Source organism: Pacificitalea manganoxidans, assembly GCF_002504165.1.
Lineage (GTDB): Bacteria > Pseudomonadota > Alphaproteobacteria > Rhodobacterales > Rhodobacteraceae > Pacificitalea > Pacificitalea manganoxidans.
In genome coordinates this window covers 1-16,184 of the sequence record NZ_CP021404.1, presented here as the reverse complement: position 1 = coordinate 16,184, position 16,184 = coordinate 1, and the positions used below count along the sequence as shown (strand labels likewise).

Below are 16,184 nucleotides of genomic sequence, written 5' to 3'. Positions count from 1 at the left end.
TATGAAAACCCACCTCGCCGCATTGGTCGCTGGACTGAGCATCACCCCCGCCATGGCCGAGGATTGGTCGGATGTGCAGGGCCGGGCAGCAGGGCAAACGGTCTATTTCCATGCTTGGGGCGGCGATCAGCGCACGAATGATTTCATCGCCTCCGTGGGGGAGGAGGTGCTGGTCGAAGAGGGCGTAACCCTGCGCCATGTCCGGCTTGCCGATACTGCCGATGCTGTCGCGCGGGTGCTGGCCGAACATGCCGCCGGGCGGGAGGACAACGGTTCCGTCGATATGATCTGGCTCAACGGGCCGAACTTTCTGGCGATGAAGCAGCAAGGACTTCTGCACGGGCCTTTCGTGGCGGACCTGCCCAATGCGCAGTATCTCGACCTGTCCGAAGGCTCCGCCAACAGCACTGATTTCACCGTGCCGGTCGAAGGTCTGGCCAGCCCGTGGCGGCTGGCACGCTTTGTCTTCACCTATGACAGCGCCCGGATCGATCCGCCGCCTGCCGATATGGCGGGATTTGTCGAGTGGGCCGCCGCCCACCCGGGGCGGGTGACACACCCAGACCCGGCGAATTTCATGGGCGCGACGTTTCTAAAGCAAGCGTTGATCGAACTAGCCCCCGAAGATGTCGACCTGTCTGTGCCGCCGACGGAGGAAAGCTTCGCCACGGCAACGGCGCCGCTGTGGCAGTGGTATGATGCGTTGCGTCCGCATCTGTGGCGGCAGGGGGGCTCCTTTCCCGCCAATGAATCCGTGCAGCACCAGTTGCTGAACGATGGCGAGGTCGATGTCAGCATGTCGTTCGATCCGGCCTCTGCCGCTGCCGGGATCGAGGATGGTCTACTACCTGAAACGGTGCGCGTGCATGTCCCCGCCGGGGGAAGCATCGGCAATGTGAGTTTCGTCGCGATTCCCAAAAACGCAGCCCATGTCGACGGGGCCAAGGTCGTGGCCAACGCCCTGCTTGCGCCCGACACCCAAGCGCGCATGCAGAATATCGAGGTGCTGGGATCGTTCGCGGTGCTGGACCCCGCGCGACTCGATGAGGCCGGGAAGGCAGCGTTCGATGCCCTGCCCACGGCCCCGGCCTTACCGGATCGTAGCGATCTGGGGGCGTCGCTGCCCGAGCCGCATCCGGACTGGGCCACGCGCCTCACCGACGCATGGAAAGCGCGCTACACAAAGTGACAGGCATGCGCAGGATCAGCGGCACGGTCATCACCCTGATGATCGTGCTGCCCGTCGTTTTGGGGTTGGCGCATAGCGTGATGGCCAGCTTCGGACATCTGCCCATTCTTGGCAGGCAGGGTCCGGACCTAAGCGCATGGGCCGCGTTGCTGGCAGAGCCGGGGTTCTGGCGCGCGGTGGTGCTGTCGCTTTGGACGGGGCTTGGCGCGACGGTGTTGTCTTTGGTCCTAGCGCTTGGTGCCGTGGCGGCGTCGCAGCACCGCGCCGCAGGGCTGCGCCGGGTGCTGGCGCCGCTGCTGGCCGTGCCCCACGCGGCGCTGGCGATCGGGCTGGCCTTTGTCATTGCGCCTTCCGGGTGGATCGCGCGGGGGCTGGCACCGCTCATCGGCTGGGATCGCCCCCCAGATCTCGCCACGGTGGGGGATGCTTGGGGGCTGGCGCTGATCCTTGGGCTGGTGCTGAAGGAAGCGCCGTTCCTGATCGCGATCCTTCTGGCGGCGTTGTCCCAAATCCCGCTTGGTGCACAGATGGCGGCAGGGCGTGCATTGGGCTATGGGCGGGCTTCGGTCTGGCTGTGGGTGCTGGTGCCGCAACTATGGCCGCTGATCCGGTTGCCGGTGCTGATCGTGCTGGCCTATTCAGTCTCGGTCGTGGACATGGCGCTGATCCTCGGTCCGTCGAACCCGCCCACCCTGTCGGTGATGGTAGCGCGTCTGGTCACCGATCCTGATCTTCACGCGATGCTGCCCGCCTCCGCCGGGGCGTTGGCACAACTGGCCCTGACGGCAGTGGCGACGGTGCTTCTGTGGGGCGGTGCGTGGGCCTGCGGGCGGATGGGACGGTTCATGCTGCGACGGGGCGCGCGGTGTCAGGCGCTGGACCGGGGCTTTGCCCTGCCTGTTGCGGCGCTTGCGGGGCTGCTGATGCTCGCGGCACTGACGGCAGCGGCGCTTGCGGTATGGTCGATTTCGTTCTCGTGGCGCTGGCCTGATCTCTGGCCGGATCGGCTGACTGCTGCGACATGGATGACACGGTCCGGTTGGGCGCATGCGGCACAAAATGCGCTTTGCATCGCTGTTACCTCCTCCGTGCTGGCGGTGGCTCTGGCCATCGGTTGGCTCGAAGGCGGGGATCGCGCGGGGCGGCGTGGGCTGGCAGGGTGGATGCGCGCTGCGGTGGCCTTGCCGCTAATCCTGCCGCAACTGTCGGTTCTGATCGGTCTGTCAGGGCTGCTGCTGCGGACGGATATCGCCCCGTTTGTGGCGGTTGTCTGGGGCCATCTGCTATTTGTATTTCCCTATGTCCTGATCGCGCTGGCCGGGCCGTGGGTTGCGCTCGATCCGCAGCTTGATCGCACGGCGGCGGCCCTTGGGGTCGGCCCGTGGCGGAGGCTCTGGCGCGTCAAGCTGCCGGTGCTGCTGGCGCCTTTGGCGCTGGCGGTGGCGCTGGGGTTTGCGGTGTCGATTGCGCAATATCTGCCGACGCTGTTTCTGGGAGGCGGGCGGATCGCGACCCTGACGACCGAGGCGGTGGCGCTTTCTTCGGGTTCGGATCGTCGTGTCGCGGCAGTGCATGCCACGCTGCAAGCAGGCCTGCCGTGGGTCGTCTACCTTATCGCGCTAATCGGGCCGGCGCTGCTTTATCGTAACCGGCTTGGCCTGAAAGGGGGCACCTGATGAGCTTGGACCTGACCCGCGTGACGGTTCTGCGCCCGGACGGAGCCGCGCTGTTCCCCCAGATCGATCTGTCCATTCCGCCGGGCACGATTGCCACGCTGACCGGCGCGTCGGGCGTCGGGAAATCGACGCTGCTGGATGCTGTCGGGGGCCATCTGTCGGCCAATTTCCGTATGCAGGGCAGAGTGCTGCTCGATGGGCGCGATGTCACCGAGTTACCAGCCGAACGGCGCTGTATCGGGGTGATGTTCCAGCAGGCGGTGATGTTCCCGCATCTGTCGCTGGCGGACAACCTCGCCTTCGGGCTGCATCCGTCGGTCCGCGGGCGTGCCGCGCGGCAGGCTGCGGTGACCGAAGCGCTGGACATGGCCGGGCTGACGGGAATGGGCGCACGCGATCCGGCGACCCTGTCGGGCGGCCAACGCGCCCGTGCTGCGCTGATGCGGACCCTGTTGGCCCGTCCCTGCGCCGTGCTGCTGGATGAGCCCTTCTCCGCGCTCGATCCTGAGCGGCGTCATGAAATTCGTGCGTTCGCACTGGCGACCATCCGCAGCAGCGGCATTCCCGCGCTTCTCGTCACCCATGACCGGGCAGATGCGGATGCGGCCGGGGGGCCAGTGGTGGCCCTGAGCTAGCCTGCCCGTCACCGACCGGCGACAAAAAAAAACGGGCCCACCGGTGGTGGACCCGTCTGAACTGGGGCTGCCTGTGCGCTTATTCCGCCAGCCGGGATTTGTAGAACTCCAGCGCGGCTTCGGCATCGATGCCAGCGGCGGCGGCATCGGTCAGCCATTTTTCGGTGACGAAGGCCGACGCCTCCACCAGCGCCGCTTCAAAGGCCGGGTCTGCCTCGATCACCTCGATGCCCACATCGGCATATTCCGCCTCGGCGCGGGCGCTGGAGGCATCCCATGCGCGGCCAAACGCGGCGGCGAGCTTTGCGCCACTGATCTCCTCGATCGCAGCCTGATCCTCGGCCGAGATTTCCGCCCATGTGTTGGGGTTGATGAACATCGAAAAGGACGTGGTGTAGATCGGCTTGGCAAAATGGGTGTTCGATTTTGCGTAGGGCATCAACTGAAACGACTTGAGCGCATCCGCGTCGACGCCCAGAAACCCGTCCACAACCCCGCGCGAGATGATTTCGTTCGACTGCACGGCAGGGGTCGATACCACACCGGCTTTCAGCTTCTTGGTGATCTCGGCCAGCGGTCCGGGCAGGGCCCAGATCTTGCGCGAGGCCAGTTCTTCGAGCGAATTGATCGGCGTGTCGGTCTGGCTGTATAGCCGCCCCGGCGAAATCACGAACTGCGACAGCAGATGCACGCTGTCGAACTCGTCGGGGAAGAACTCGCGGTTGGTTTCCCACAGCGCCACGCTCATCTTCTCGGCGTCATAGACCCCGACAAAGGGCTGCATCGCCACGATCGGACCCTGAATCCGGTTCTGGATCAGGCCGTTGAACTGCACCGCCACATCGGCCAGCCCCCGTTCTACAGCAGCAAGCTGTTCGGGCGGCGGGGCGACGGATTTGGGCAGGATGCGCGCGGTGACCCGTCCGTCGGTCACGGTCTCGACCTCTTCGATCCACGCCGGGATAACATCGGTGCAGACCTGATGGCCGGATCCAAAGAAGCAATTGACCAATAGCCGTGTATTCGCCTGTGCCGCCGCTGTCGAAACAGCGAGAGACAGCGATGCCATCAAGAGTGTCATTTTCATGGGCATGGTTCTCCTCCGTACTGACCGGCGCTTGGCCGTGTCGTTCTTGTCTGGTCGTCAATTCGCCCCGGATGATCGGTGCCGCGCGATCCGGTCGCATCGGCTGTGTCCCCAAGGCATCGGCGCGGCTTGTCCCGTCTTGGCCTATCCTCCTCGGTATCGGCGAGTGGGGCTGTCAGGCCGCGTCGGGGTTTGGAAAGGCATAGGCCTCCTTGTAGGAGGGCAGGGACTGAATCTTTGCGACCCAGTTGCCGTAATGCGGACGCTTCGAAAAATCGGTCAACATGTCGAGCTTGTTGGCCTCGAATCGTTCCGGATAGGGCGCCATCGCGATATCCGCCAGCGTCAGCGTATCCCCGCATAGCCACGGCGTTTGCGCCAATTGCGCCTCCATCATGTCGAGCACGTTTTCGATGCGTTCGATGGCGCTGGCCTCCTCTGCTTCCGAAACGCCGTATTCCAGCCGGTGCAGCAGGATGCGGCGCTTCTCAGGGTTGCCGACCTTCATCCACAGCGCCTTTAGCTCATCATGGGACACGCCCACGAACTTATCGCTATGGGACCGGCTGTGCGACAATGCGTTGACGGCTTTGTGCACCGCATATTCAAACCGATCCATCCAGATCCGCATCATGCCACGGCGGTAGGCATCGTCAGGGACCAGCGAGGTTCCGGTGTCATAGACCTCATCGAGATACTGCATGATGACCAGCGACTCGATCAGGATGCGCCCGTCATGATCCAGCGCGGGAACGTAGCTGTTGGGGTTGATCTGCTTATACCACTCCTCCAGCTGCTCCTTCTTGCGGTGAATATCGACATGGTGGCTGGTCCAGTCGATCTGCTTTTCCGCGAGGGTGATCCGCACCCGGCGCGAGCAGGTTGAACTCCAGTAATGATAAAGTTTGAGCATGTGCCGTATGTCCATTTCTGCACCCGCCTGCGCGTGATCTGCATCCGGCTGGCCACCGAGACGGGGTGCGGGGTCTGGCCGTGCGCGGGCGGGGTAGGCGCTTTGTGCTGCGGGCTGGCCACTGGGCCATGCACGATCATTGAAGTGCGCGAGGTATGATGTAAAATTCGGATTTCCGTATGTGGCATACAGGTTATCTATATCTCATGGACCCCAAGCATCTTCTCCAACTGGCAATCATTGTGGAGCTTGGCTCGGTCACGAAAGCCGCGCGCAAGCTCAATGTCACCCAGCCGACCCTGTCGCGCACCGTAAAGATCATTGAGGATCGCGCGGGCGGTGCCGTCCTGCGCCGGGGGCGGCACGGCGTTACCGCAACCGATATCGGGGCCCGTCTCGCCGCCGAGGGCCGCGCGATCCTGCGCAGTTCGGAACAGGCGCAAACTGTCGTGCAGGAATGGCGCAGCGGTCTGTCGGGCGAATTGCGCGTGGGCGTCGGGCCGATGCTGGCCGCGACGATCATGGGGGATTTCATCGCGGAAACCATCGAGGCGCCGCCCTCCTACAGCCTCAAGATGCATTGCGAGGTCGCGGCCCGTCTGGCCAAGCGGCTGAAGAACAATGAACTGGACGTCGCGATCATTCCCTATGATCTGGACCGCAAGGATGACGGTCTGCATCGCGAAAACCTGTTTCGCGAGCATCTGTCGATCTTTGTCGGGGAGGATGATCCTCTGGCGGGGCGAACCAATGTCTCGCCTCAGGAATTGGCCGATTATCACTGGATTTCGGTCGGTGCGATTTCCGGCCTGTTCGACATCACGCGCGAAACGCTGGACCGGCTGGGCCTGCCGATGGTGACGCCCGCGACGGAGATCACGGGCGATGTCACCATGACCTTCCGCATGTTGGAGAAAACAAAATCCTGTAGCATGCTGCCCTTCCGTATGACCGGCACGTTTCAGAACCGCTTTCGCGTGGCTCCGGTCGGGCTGAATGTGGACCTGCCGCCGCGCAATATTGGTCTCTGGTCGACAACCACCAACCGCGACCGCCCGGAGGTCGTGGATTTCATCAAGCGGCTTGATGCCTATCTCACCCGGACCATCCGACAGGACATCGCTGCGGCCCGCGCGTGACCATGCCGCCCGGCGACAGGCTCCAGATATAGAAAACCTATGGGGCGACCGGAAGAATCCGCATTTTACTTTATGGCTCGTGCCCCGCATTCTGCCGCTGACAGGGACAGGCCTGCCGCTTCGCTCCGACTGCCAAAGGCCAGTATAATGAACGTGTTGTGGATCATGGCGGATCAACTCCGCTGGGATTATCTAAGCTGCTACGGCGCGACCCACATGGAGACGCCGAACCTTGATTGGTTGGCGTCGCAGGGCGTGCGCTTCAACAAGGCCTATGTGCAATCCCCGATCTGCGGCCCCAGCCGGATGAGCTACTATACCGGGCGCTATGTGCGCAGCCACGGCTCCACGCTCAATGGCGCGCCGCTCAGGGTGGGGGAGCCGACGCTGGGCGAGCATTTGCGCGATCACGGGGTGAAATACTCCCTCGTCGGCAAGACCCATATGACCCCCGACACCGCCGGGATGAAACGGCTGGGCATCGATCCTACCGGAACGATCGGCGCGCTGATGAGCGAATGCGGCTTTGAGGTTGTTCTGCGCGACGACGGCGAAAACCCCACCGCCCATCCCGGACGCAAAAGCGCGGCGTATGAGGCCTATCTGCGTCGGCACGGAATGGAGGGCGATAACCTGTGGGAAGAATGGGCCAACACCGGCGTCACGCCCGATGGTGATCTGGTTTCGGGCTGGATGCTGGAAAACTCCGCCTACCCGGCACGGGTGTCCCGCGATCATTCCGAAACGGCGTGGCTGACCACTTGCGGCATCGATTATATCGCCGCGCAGGGCGATCAACCGTGGCTCTGCCATCTGAGCTATATCAAGCCGCACTGGCCCTATATGGCCCCCGCCCCCTATAACGACATGTATTCGGCAGATGATCTGCCTCCGGTCAACCGGCATCCGGCGGAGCAGGACACAGACCACCCGCTGCTGCGCGAATGGTTAAAATCCCGGATCAGCCGAAACTTCTCTCGCGATGAGATCCGCGACACGGTCGGTCCGGTCTATATGGGCCTGATCAAGGAACTGGATGATCAACTGGGCAGGCTGTTTGCCTTCCTGCGGGAAACGGGGCGCATGGACGACACGATGATCGTGTTCTGCGCCGACCATGGCGACAATATGGGCGATCACTGGATGGGGGAGAAAGACCTGTTCTACGATTGCTCGGCCCGCGTTCCGTTGTTGATCTACGATCCGCGCCAGCAGGCGGACGCGACCCGAGGCACCGCCAGCGACGCCCTTGTCGAAGCGATCGACTTGGCCCCGACATTCCTCGATGCTTTCGATGCGCCTGCCAAACCCCATATTCTGGAGGGCCGGTCCCTGCGCCCGATCCTGCATGGCACCCCGGCGCCGTGGCGGGATTTCTGTGTGTCGGAATATGACTACGCCACACGCCCCGCCCGCCGCGTCAATGGCATCGATCAAGCGGATGCGCGTCTGGTGATGATCTTCGACGGGCGGTGGAAATACGTTCACGTCGAACAGATGCGCCCGCTGCTCTACGATTTGGAGACTGACCCCGACGAGATCGTGGACCTTGGCGGCGATCCCCGGTTCGCGGCGCAGATCGACAGGATGAAGGCGCTCCATTTCGAATGGAGCCGCCAGCACCACACCCGCATCACCCGCGACCCCGCCGCCGTGGAAACCGCCACCGATCGCGGCGCCCCGCCCGGCGTTCTGATCGCCTATGCCAATCGCAGCGAAGTCGACAGCGACGGTCGCATCTTCCCCACCCATGTGCAGCAGTAAAGCAGACAAAAAAACGGGGCAGATGATCCGATCATCTGCCCCGTAATGGCTGCGCAACGGCGTGGGTGGGTGTTTACACCGCCTCAGACGTCCAGATTCTCGACGTTCAGCGCGTTGGACTGGATGAAGTCCCGGCGCGGTTCGACGACGTCGCCCATGAGCTTGGTAAAGATATCGTCGGCCTCCGCCACGTCCTCGATGCGGACCTGCAGCAGCGTGCGCGCGTCGGGGTCGAGGGTGGTTTCCCACAGCTGACCGGGATTCATCTCGCCCAGACCCTTGTAGCGCTGGAGGCTCAGACCCTTCTCACCCTCCGTCAGAACCGCGTCGAGCAGTTCCAGCGGGCCGTGAATTGGCAGCACCTTATCCTTGCGGATCAGGGTGGCGGGCTCAGCATAGACTTCGCGGAGGCTGTTGGTGAAGCCGCCCAATCGACGGGCCTCGGCGCCGCGCAGGATGGGACCGTCGAGCGTGCGCACCTCGTCGACACCGCGCACCGCACGGGTCAGGCGCATGCCCTTGTCCTGCGTCTGGCGGCCCGTCCAGCCGCGTTCGTATTCCAGCGCGATTAGGTCCAGACGTTCCGCCACGGTGGTGGCCACGCCCTGCAGATCCCGCTCCACCGCGCCCTCGACAAAGGCACCGGCAATCGCGGCCTGCTCCAGAATATGGGTCGGATAATGGGTCGGGAATGTGCTGATCGCGCCGCGCACCTGACGGGCCTCTTCGATCACCCGCACCAGATCCTGACTGACGATCTCCTCGCCGGTGCTGAGACGTAGCGCAGCCCCATCGGCGCCCTGCTGGATCAGGTAATCCTCCAGAGCGGACTGGTCCTTCAGATAGACCTCGGACTTGCCGCGCGCGACTTTGTAAAGCGGCGGCTGCGCGATGTAGAGATACCCGCCTTCGATCAGTTCCGGCATCTGACGGAAGAAGAAGGTCAGCAACAGCGTGCGGATATGCGCGCCGTCCACGTCGGCATCGGTCATGATGACGATCTTGTGGTAGCGCAGCTTCTTGATGTCGAACTCGTCGCGGCCAATGCCAGTGCCAAGCGCCATCACAAGGTTGCCGATCTCCTGCGAGTTCAGCATCCGGTCAAAGCGCGCCCGCTCGACGTTCAGGATCTTGCCGCGCAGGGGCAGGATGGCCTGTGTGCCACGATCCCGCCCGGTCTGCGCGGAGCCGCCGGCGCTGTCCCCCTCGACAAGGAAGACTTCGGTCTTCGAGGGGTCTTTCTCGGAACAGTCCTTGAGCTTGCCGGCGAGGAAGTTCACATCCATCGCGGATTTGCGGCGGGTCAGTTCGCGCGCCTTGCGGGCGGCTTCGCGGGCCTGCGCGGCCTCGACGATCTTGCTGACGATCTGCCGCGCCTCGCCGGGATGCTCTTCGAACCATTCCGCCAGCTTTTCGTTGACCAGCCCCTCGACCGCAGGCCGCACTTCGGAGGAAACGAGCTTCTCCTTGGTCTGGGACGAGAATTTCGGATCGGGCACTTTTACCGACAAAACGCAGGTCAGCCCTTCGCGGGCGTCGTCGCCGGTAAAGGAGATCTTTTCCTTCTTGGCGATGCCAGAGGATTGCGCGTAGTTGTTGATCGTCCGCGTCAGCGCGCCACGGAAGCCCGCCATATGCGTGCCGCCGTCGCGCTGCGGGATGTTGTTGGTAAAGGGCAGCACATTTTCATGGTAGCTGTCGTTCCACCACATCGCGACTTCGACGGAGATCCCGTCGCGTTCCCCGGTCATAAAGATCGGATCGGGGATCATCCCGGATTTCGACCGGTCGAGATAGCGCACGAATTCGCGGACGCCGCCCTCGTAGTAGAGTTCGGTCTGCAACGGCTCCGTCGGGCGCTCGTCCCGCAGGATGATGCGCACGCCACTGTTGAGGAAGGCCAGTTCGCGCAGACGCTTTTCCAGCGTGTCGAAGTGGTAATCGAGGTTCGAGAACGTATCCGTCGACCCAAGGAACCGCACCTCGGTGCCCTTGCGCCCGTTCGCGTCGCCCATGACCTCCAGATGTTTGACCGTCTCGCCCCGTTCGAACCGGGCGTGATGTTCCTTGCCGTCGCGCCAGATCCGCAGCTCCAGCCAATCGCTGAGCGCGTTGACCACCGACACGCCCACGCCGTGCAGACCGCCCGAAACCTTATAGGAGTTCTGGTCGAATTTGCCGCCCGCATGCAGCTGGGTCATGATGACCTCGGCCGCGGAAACGCCCTCTTCCTCGTGGATGCCCACGGGAATGCCCCGGCCGTTGTCGCTGACCGATACGCTGGAATCCGCGTGCACGGTGACGGTCACCGCATCGGCATGACCCGCCAGCGCTTCGTCGATGCCGTTATCCACGACCTCGTAGACCATATGATGCAGACCGGAGCCGTCATCGGTGTCGCCGATATACATGCCCGGGCGCTTGCGAACCGCTTCTAGGCCTCTGAGAACTTTGATGGAATCGGCGCCGTATTCCTCCGGCGTCTGGGGGGTCTCGGACATGCAGCCCTTCCTTCGGATATTTTCCGATTTTATAACTGTCTCTGGGGGGAATGTCACGCGACGACCCCCATATTTGGTATCACCCGAGCGCGATTGCGGCCCCAACCAGCAGCATCAGCGATCCGGCGATGATATTGGCCCGCCGCACCGCCCGTCCGGAGGCCAGAAAGCGCCGCGCCCGGTCGACCGAGGCGGCAAAAATCAGGTTGCCGATAAATGGCACGGCCAGCGAAATCAGGCAGATCGCGACGATATCCGCCGTGCCCACCGCGTTCAGATCGAAAAATCCGGGCAAAATGCCCATGTAGAACAGGATCGCCTTTGGATTGGCGAGGATCACCACGATCCCGGCCATGAAGCCCGCCAGCATGCCGGGGCGGGTCAGAGCGCCGGTTTCACCGATGGGTGTGTCGGCGCGGCGCAGGATCAGCAGCCCCATACCGATGAACATCGCAACGGCGACCCAACGCAGAAGCTCCATGAACCCGGCATAAACCGAGGTGATCCAGCTCAGCCCGAAAATCGCCGCCAGCGGCCACAGGGCATCCCCGATCACCACGCCAAGGGCCAGCGGCCACGCGGCATGGAAGCCGCCGCTCAGGGCCCGCGCGGTGATCGCGGCCCAGACCGGGCCGGGCGTCATGAACAGAACGAAAAGCGCGAATGCGTAGAGCCCAAGCTCGGATGCGGTGATGGTCACGAACGACGGCTCCTTATTCCGGCTCGGGTGTGGCGGCGGGTGCGTCCTGTGGCGGCAGCGTCAGCGATCCGTCACTGCCCAAGGGCCAGAACGGGTTCATCGCCACTTCCCAGACATGGCCATCCAGATCGGCCCAATAGCCCGAATACCCGCCCCAGAACACGGCCTCCGGCGCCTTTAGCCCGGTGCCCCCGGCCTCGAGCGCGGCAGCATAGGCCGCATCGACCTCCGCACGGGTGACGAAATTCTGCGCCAGCGTCATGGCGCCGGTGCCCAGCTTCGCGCCCGGACGTCCTTGGTCCGCGGCAAGCGCGTCTTGCCCGAACAGCCCCAGCCCCATGCCGTTCAACTGATAGAACGCGACGCCCTCCTGTTCCTGCACCGGCTGCCAGCCAAGCCTGCCGTAAAATGCCTTGGCGCGGCTCAGGTCAGCGGTGCCGAGGGTAATCAGGGTGACGCGCTGCGGGATCATTGCGGTTCCTCCATGTGGCTTTCTCCGTCTCGGTCGCTGACGGTCAGATGCTGGGCGCGCGCGCCCAGTTCGGCGAACAGTTCCGCCCCGGTGCCGGTCAGCCATGCCTGCGCGCCCAAGGCGCAGACCTCGTCATAAAGCGCCGCCCGGCGCGCCGCGTCCAGATGCGCTGCGACCTCATCAAGCAAAAGGAGCGGCGCCGCGCCCGTATCGGCGGCCAGCGCGCGCGCATTGGCAAGGATCAGCGACAGCAACAGCGCCTTCTGCTCTCCGGTCGAACAATGCCGTGCCTCAATCCCCTTGGCGGTGTAGATCGCGGCCAGATCCGCCCGGTGCGGCCCCGTCAGCGTGCGACCGGCGGCCAGATCGGCGCGGCGGCCTTCTGACAGCGCGGTTTCCAATTCATCCGCCGTTTCGGGAAGCGGCGCGCCTTCGGGGCCGGTCAGGCTCAGTTCAGCCGCGGGGAAGCTCGTCTCGGCGGCGGCCTGCGCGTCCGCGATCCGGGTAAGTGCCGACCGGCGGCCAGCCGTGATGCGCGCGCCCGCCTGCGCCATCTGCCCTTCCAGCGCGCTATACCAACCGGCGTCGCGCACCATATCCTTCAGCAGCCGATTGCGCTCGCGCATGGCCTTTTCGTAGCTCAGCACCGCTTCGGCGTGGTCGGGAAGAAAGCTCAGCGTGATCCGGTCTATAAACCGCCGCCGCCCCTCGGCGGCCTCGATCCACAGCCGGTCCATCGCAGGCACCAGCCACACCACGCGCGCGATCCGCCCCAGCGCCACCTGTGGTGCGGCTTTGCCGTCGATCTGCACGCTGCGGCTCTGGCCTGCTTCGGCCCATGTTTCGATTTCATGGGCGGTGCCGGGCACCTCCAGCGTCGCGCGCACTTTCCAACCCGGCGCGTGGGGGCGGCGCGCGATCTCGCCGGGCGCGGCACGGCGAAGCCCGCGCCCCGGCGACAACAGTGACACCGCTTCCAGAAGATTGGTCTTTCCCGACCCGTTGGCGCCATGCAGCGCGACGGGCCGCCCGTCCAGCGCCAGTTCCGCCACCCGATGCGACCGGAAATGCGTCAGCCGCAGCGCGACGATCCGCAGACCGCGCGGAGCCGCTGCGCTGCGGGCCATGTCATTCAGGGCCGCCATGCGCGCCCCCGCCTTGATATATGATGAATTCGCCCGCCAAAGGCAGGCACCCTGTCAGCGCCGTGTCGGGTCAAACGCGCATCGGCATGACGACATAGACCGCCGATGTGTCGGAGCCTTCGCGCATCAGGGTCGGATCGCCGGAAGAGTTGAACATGAACACGGCATTTTCCCGGTCCACCTGACTTGCGATTTCCAGCAGGTATTTCGCGTTAAAGCCGATCTCCAGCTTCTCGTCGCCATAGGCCACGGCCAGTTCTTCTTCGGCGGCACCGCTGTCGGGCGCGTTGACCGACAGGATCAGCCGATCCTCGTCGAGCGACAGCTTCACCGCGCGGGAGCGCTCGGAACTGACGGTGGCGACGCGATCCACCGCTTTGGCGAATTCGGCGGCGTCCACTTCCAGCTTGCGGGTGTTGCCCATCGGGATCACGCGCGTGTAGTCGGGGAAGGTGCCGTCGATGACCTTCGACGTCAGGGTGATCTCAGGCGTGGCGAAACGCACCTTGGTATCGGACACCGACACCGCAATTTCGATATCGTCGTCATCGAGCAGCTTGCGCAACTCGCCCACGGTTTTGCGCGGCACGATCACACCGGGCATGTTTTCCGCGCCGTCGGGCAGGGGCGCGTCGATCCGGGCTAGCCGGTGACCATCGGTCGCGACGCAGCGCAGAACCCGCCCGTCTTCGCCTTCGGACACATGCAGGTAGACGCCGTTCAGGTAGTAGCGCGTCTCTTCGGTCGAGATGGCGAATTTTGATTTGTCGAACAGCCGGCGCAGCACCTTGGCGGGGGCTACGAAATTCGCGGCATATTCCGAGGTCGCCATGACCGGGAAATCCTCGCGCGGCAGCGTGGTCAGCGAGAAGCTCGACCGCCCCGCTTCCACCAGCAGCCGGTCGGACACGCCATCATTGGTCAGCCGGACCAACGCGCCATCGGGCAGCTTGCGCACGATCTCGTGCAGGGTCACCGCCGACACGGTGATCGCGCCCGCGCGTTCGACTTGCGCCAGCGTCTTGTCGACCACCTCGATATCAAGGTCGGTGGCACGGAAGCTGACGGTCTCGCCCTCGGCCTCGATCAGCACATTGGCAAGGATCGGAATGGTGTTGCGCCGCTCCACGACCGACTGCGCCTGCGAGACGGCCTTTAGAAGCGTGCCGCGTTCGATGCTGATCTTCATGCTGTCGGCTCCAATATCCCCCGGGAGCGGAAACCTACCCGCCTGCCGGTCGCGCACAAGTTATTTTTGACAGTTTCGCGGATGGAAAGCAGCGTCAAGCGCCCGCCATACCGCTGTATTCTTCCGTTGCCGCCATGCCGCGCCGCGTCCGTTCTCCTCCGATCACCGGGGCCGCGCCAATGACGCGCGGGAAACGGGCAGGGCGGATAGGGCGGGGCTCACATCTCCAGCGTGCGGCGCAGCAGGTCCAGATCTTCGGCGATCTGGCTATCGGCGCCCTTCAGCTCCTCGATGCGCTTGACCGCATGCATCACCGTGGTGTGGTCGCGCCCGCCGAACCGGCGGCCGATCTCGGGCAGCGACCGCGGGGTCAGCTGCTTGGACAGCCACATCGCCACCTGACGCGGACGCGCGACGGTGCGGTGGCGGCGCGGGCCGACCAGATCCGACAGGCGGATATTGTAATGCTCGGACACGGCGCGCTGGATTTCTTCCACCGTCACCTTGCGCTCCGAATTGCGGAGGATGTCGGACAGGCAATCCTGGGTCAGATCCAGTGTCACCGTCTTCCCGACCAGCGAGGCAAAGGCGAACAGCCGCGTCAGCGCCCCTTCCAGCACCCGGATGTTGGTGGTGATGCGATGGGCGAGGAATTCCAGAACCCCGTCGGCGATGCGCACATCCGGGTAATGCTGCAAATGCTGGTCCAGCTTGGTTTGCAGGATGCCCAGTCGCAATTCGTAATCGGTGGGGTGCAGGTCCACGACCAGCCCGCATTGCAGGCGGCTGGCGATCCGGTCTTCCAGTTTCTTGATCTCGCCCGGCGCGCGGTCGGCGGAGATGACGATCTGCTTGTTCTGATCGATCAGCGCGTTGAACGTGTGGAAGAACTCTTCCTGCGTGCTGTCCTTACCGGCGATGAACTGAACGTCATCGACCATCAGCACGTCGACGGAGCGGAACAGGCTTTTGAATTCCATCGTGCCGTTCTCGCGCAGCGCGCGGATGAACCGATACATGAACTGCTCAGCCGACAGATACAGAACCTTCAGGTCCGGGCGATGGGTCTGCAGGTGCCACGCGATCGCGTGCATCAGGTGTGTTTTGCCCAGACCCACGCCGCCATACAGAAACAGCGGGTTGAACGTCACCGGCCCGCCCGAGGCGATCCGATACGCGGCGGTATGGGCCAGCTGGTTGGGTTTCCCCACGACGAAGCTGTCAAAGGTGTAGCGCGCATCCAGCGGACCGCCGGTGCCCGCATCTTCGGCCCCGGCATCGGAACCACCGGCAAGGTCAAAGCGGCGCGGGGCACTGGCACGGGCGGCATCTGACAGCGCGACACCGGCCTGCGCGCTGCGGGACGCGGCGGGCTTGTCAGCGGTCGTTGTGCCGGAAGCAGAAGCGGTCTCATGCGAAGCGGCGGCGGCAGCAGCGGTCGGCGCTGGCGGGGTCGCGCTGTTTGCGGCTTCGCTGGCCAGCATGAATTCGATGCGATCGGCCTTCAGGCCGTTCTCGATCAGGCTTTGCAGGATCTTGTCGGCGTAGTGGCGCGACACCCAGTTCCCCATGAACGTGGTCGGCACATAGAAACGGGCGACGCGGTTTTCGAGATCCTTGAAGCGCAGCGGCTCGATCCAGGCCTTGTAGCTGTTGGCGCCAACAGCCTTGCGAAGATCCTCCCGCACATGTCCCCAGGTCTCGTTCGTCATCTTTTTATCTTTCCCGCTTCACGCTTCTTTTTGGCCTGTCAGGTTCCGGTTGCCCGCGGTTG

General features: G+C 64.1%; 13 protein-coding genes. 5 read left to right on the top strand and 8 right to left on the bottom strand.

Annotated elements, in window-relative coordinates; genetic code table 11:
* The first annotated feature begins 1 nt into the window (after position 1).
* From CBW24_RS00065 to CBW24_RS00055, 3 genes are read left to right on the top strand one after another with little or no spacing between them, the layout of a single operon-like run.
* Complete coding sequence (locus CBW24_RS00065) at positions 2-1,189, top strand: ABC transporter substrate-binding protein (RefSeq protein ID WP_097372266.1); 1,188 nt, start codon at positions 2-4, stop codon at positions 1,187-1,189.
* A 5-nt stretch (positions 1,190-1,194) separates the two neighbouring features.
* Positions 1,195-2,865: an ABC transporter permease gene (locus tag CBW24_RS00060; protein WP_097372265.1), complete on the top strand. Its 1,671-nt coding sequence runs from the start codon at positions 1,195-1,197 to the stop codon at positions 2,863-2,865.
* On the top strand, positions 2,865-3,500 hold the full coding sequence (locus CBW24_RS00055) for an ABC transporter ATP-binding protein (RefSeq protein WP_097372264.1): 636 nt from the start codon (positions 2,865-2,867) through the stop codon (positions 3,498-3,500). The genes CBW24_RS00060 and CBW24_RS00055 overlap by 1 nt, the downstream gene beginning before the upstream one ends.
* Positions 3,501-3,579: 79 nt before the next feature.
* Here CBW24_RS00055 and CBW24_RS00050 read toward each other — a convergent pair whose 3' ends face one another.
* Complete coding sequence (locus CBW24_RS00050; protein ID WP_157772985.1) at positions 3,580-4,587, bottom strand: type 2 periplasmic-binding domain-containing protein; 1,008 nt, start codon at positions 4,585-4,587, stop codon at positions 3,580-3,582.
* 175 nt (positions 4,588-4,762) lie between these two features.
* Positions 4,763-5,500 (bottom strand): glutathione S-transferase family protein, encoded by a 738-nt coding sequence (locus CBW24_RS00045; protein WP_198405195.1) that lies wholly within the window; start codon positions 5,498-5,500, stop codon positions 4,763-4,765.
* A 206-nt stretch (positions 5,501-5,706) separates the two neighbouring features.
* Between CBW24_RS00045 and CBW24_RS00040 the strand changes: the two genes are divergently transcribed.
* On the top strand, positions 5,707-6,639 hold the full coding sequence (locus tag CBW24_RS00040; protein WP_198405194.1) for a LysR family transcriptional regulator: 933 nt from the start codon (positions 5,707-5,709) through the stop codon (positions 6,637-6,639).
* Between the two features lie 72 nt (positions 6,640-6,711).
* A complete protein-coding gene (locus tag CBW24_RS00035) occupies positions 6,712-8,403 on the top strand; it encodes an alkaline phosphatase family protein (protein WP_408636694.1) in 1,692 nt (563 codons plus the stop codon).
* An 83-nt stretch (positions 8,404-8,486) separates the two neighbouring features.
* Here the strand turns inward: CBW24_RS00035 and gyrB are convergent, their stop codons facing one another.
* The 6 genes from gyrB to dnaA all read right to left on the bottom strand — a co-directional run bounded on the left by gyrB (position 8,487) and on the right by dnaA (position 16,122).
* The gene (gene gyrB, locus CBW24_RS00030; RefSeq protein ID WP_097372261.1) at positions 8,487-10,904 is read right to left on the bottom strand and encodes a DNA topoisomerase (ATP-hydrolyzing) subunit B; all 2,418 of its coding nucleotides are present in this window, start codon (positions 10,902-10,904) and stop codon (positions 8,487-8,489) included.
* A 79-nt stretch (positions 10,905-10,983) separates the two neighbouring features.
* Positions 10,984-11,604, bottom strand: coding sequence for a LysE family translocator (locus CBW24_RS00025; protein ID WP_088662868.1), 621 nt, complete (start codon positions 11,602-11,604; stop codon positions 10,984-10,986).
* A gap of 13 nt (positions 11,605-11,617) precedes the next feature.
* Positions 11,618-12,076, bottom strand: a complete 459-nt coding sequence (locus CBW24_RS00020; protein WP_097372260.1) for a VOC family protein — start codon at positions 12,074-12,076, stop codon at positions 11,618-11,620.
* Entirely contained in the window at positions 12,073-13,221 is a 1,149-nt protein-coding gene (gene recF / locus CBW24_RS00015; RefSeq protein ID WP_374708965.1) for a DNA replication/repair protein RecF, read from the bottom strand. Before recF ends, CBW24_RS00020 begins: the two co-directional genes overlap by 4 nt.
* 70 nt (positions 13,222-13,291) lie before the next feature.
* Positions 13,292-14,410 carry a DNA polymerase III subunit beta gene (dnaN, locus tag CBW24_RS00010; protein WP_088662866.1) on the bottom strand — a complete coding sequence of 373 codons (1,119 nt, stop codon included), beginning with the start codon at positions 14,408-14,410 and terminating at the stop codon, positions 13,292-13,294.
* A 218-nt stretch (positions 14,411-14,628) separates the two neighbouring features.
* Positions 14,629-16,122 carry a chromosomal replication initiator protein DnaA gene (gene dnaA, locus CBW24_RS00005; RefSeq protein ID WP_097372259.1) on the bottom strand — a complete coding sequence of 498 codons (1,494 nt, stop codon included), beginning with the start codon at positions 16,120-16,122 and terminating at the stop codon, positions 14,629-14,631.
* Positions 16,123-16,184 lie beyond the last annotated feature (62 nt).

What these genes read in the sequence shown, in the direction of transcription:
- CBW24_RS00065 (WP_097372266.1), top strand. Translation starts at nt 2, where the DNA reads ATGAAAACCCACCTCGCCGCATTGGTCGCTGGACTGAGCATCACCCCC.
- CBW24_RS00060 (WP_097372265.1), top strand. Translation starts at nt 1,195, where the DNA reads ATGCGCAGGATCAGCGGCACGGTCATCACCCTGATGATCGTGCTGCCC.
- CBW24_RS00055 (WP_097372264.1), top strand. Translation starts at nt 2,865, where the DNA reads ATGAGCTTGGACCTGACCCGCGTGACGGTTCTGCGCCCGGACGGAGCC.
- CBW24_RS00050 (WP_157772985.1), bottom strand. Translation starts at nt 4,587, where the DNA reads ATGAAAATGACACTCTTGATGGCATCGCTGTCTCTCGCTGTTTCGACA.
- CBW24_RS00045 (WP_198405195.1), bottom strand. Translation starts at nt 5,500, where the DNA reads ATGCTCAAACTTTATCATTACTGGAGTTCAACCTGCTCGCGCCGGGTG.
- CBW24_RS00040 (WP_198405194.1), top strand. Translation starts at nt 5,707, where the DNA reads ATGGACCCCAAGCATCTTCTCCAACTGGCAATCATTGTGGAGCTTGGC.
- CBW24_RS00035 (WP_408636694.1), top strand. Translation starts at nt 6,712, where the DNA reads ATGGCTCGTGCCCCGCATTCTGCCGCTGACAGGGACAGGCCTGCCGCT.
- gyrB (WP_097372261.1), bottom strand. Translation starts at nt 10,904, where the DNA reads ATGTCCGAGACCCCCCAGACGCCGGAGGAATACGGCGCCGATTCCATC.
- CBW24_RS00020 (WP_097372260.1), bottom strand. Translation starts at nt 12,076, where the DNA reads ATGATCCCGCAGCGCGTCACCCTGATTACCCTCGGCACCGCTGACCTG.
- recF (WP_374708965.1), bottom strand. Translation starts at nt 13,221, where the DNA reads ATGGCGGCCCTGAATGACATGGCCCGCAGCGCAGCGGCTCCGCGCGGT.
- dnaN (WP_088662866.1), bottom strand. Translation starts at nt 14,410, where the DNA reads ATGAAGATCAGCATCGAACGCGGCACGCTTCTAAAGGCCGTCTCGCAG.
- dnaA (WP_097372259.1), bottom strand. Translation starts at nt 16,122, where the DNA reads ATGACGAACGAGACCTGGGGACATGTGCGGGAGGATCTTCGCAAGGCT.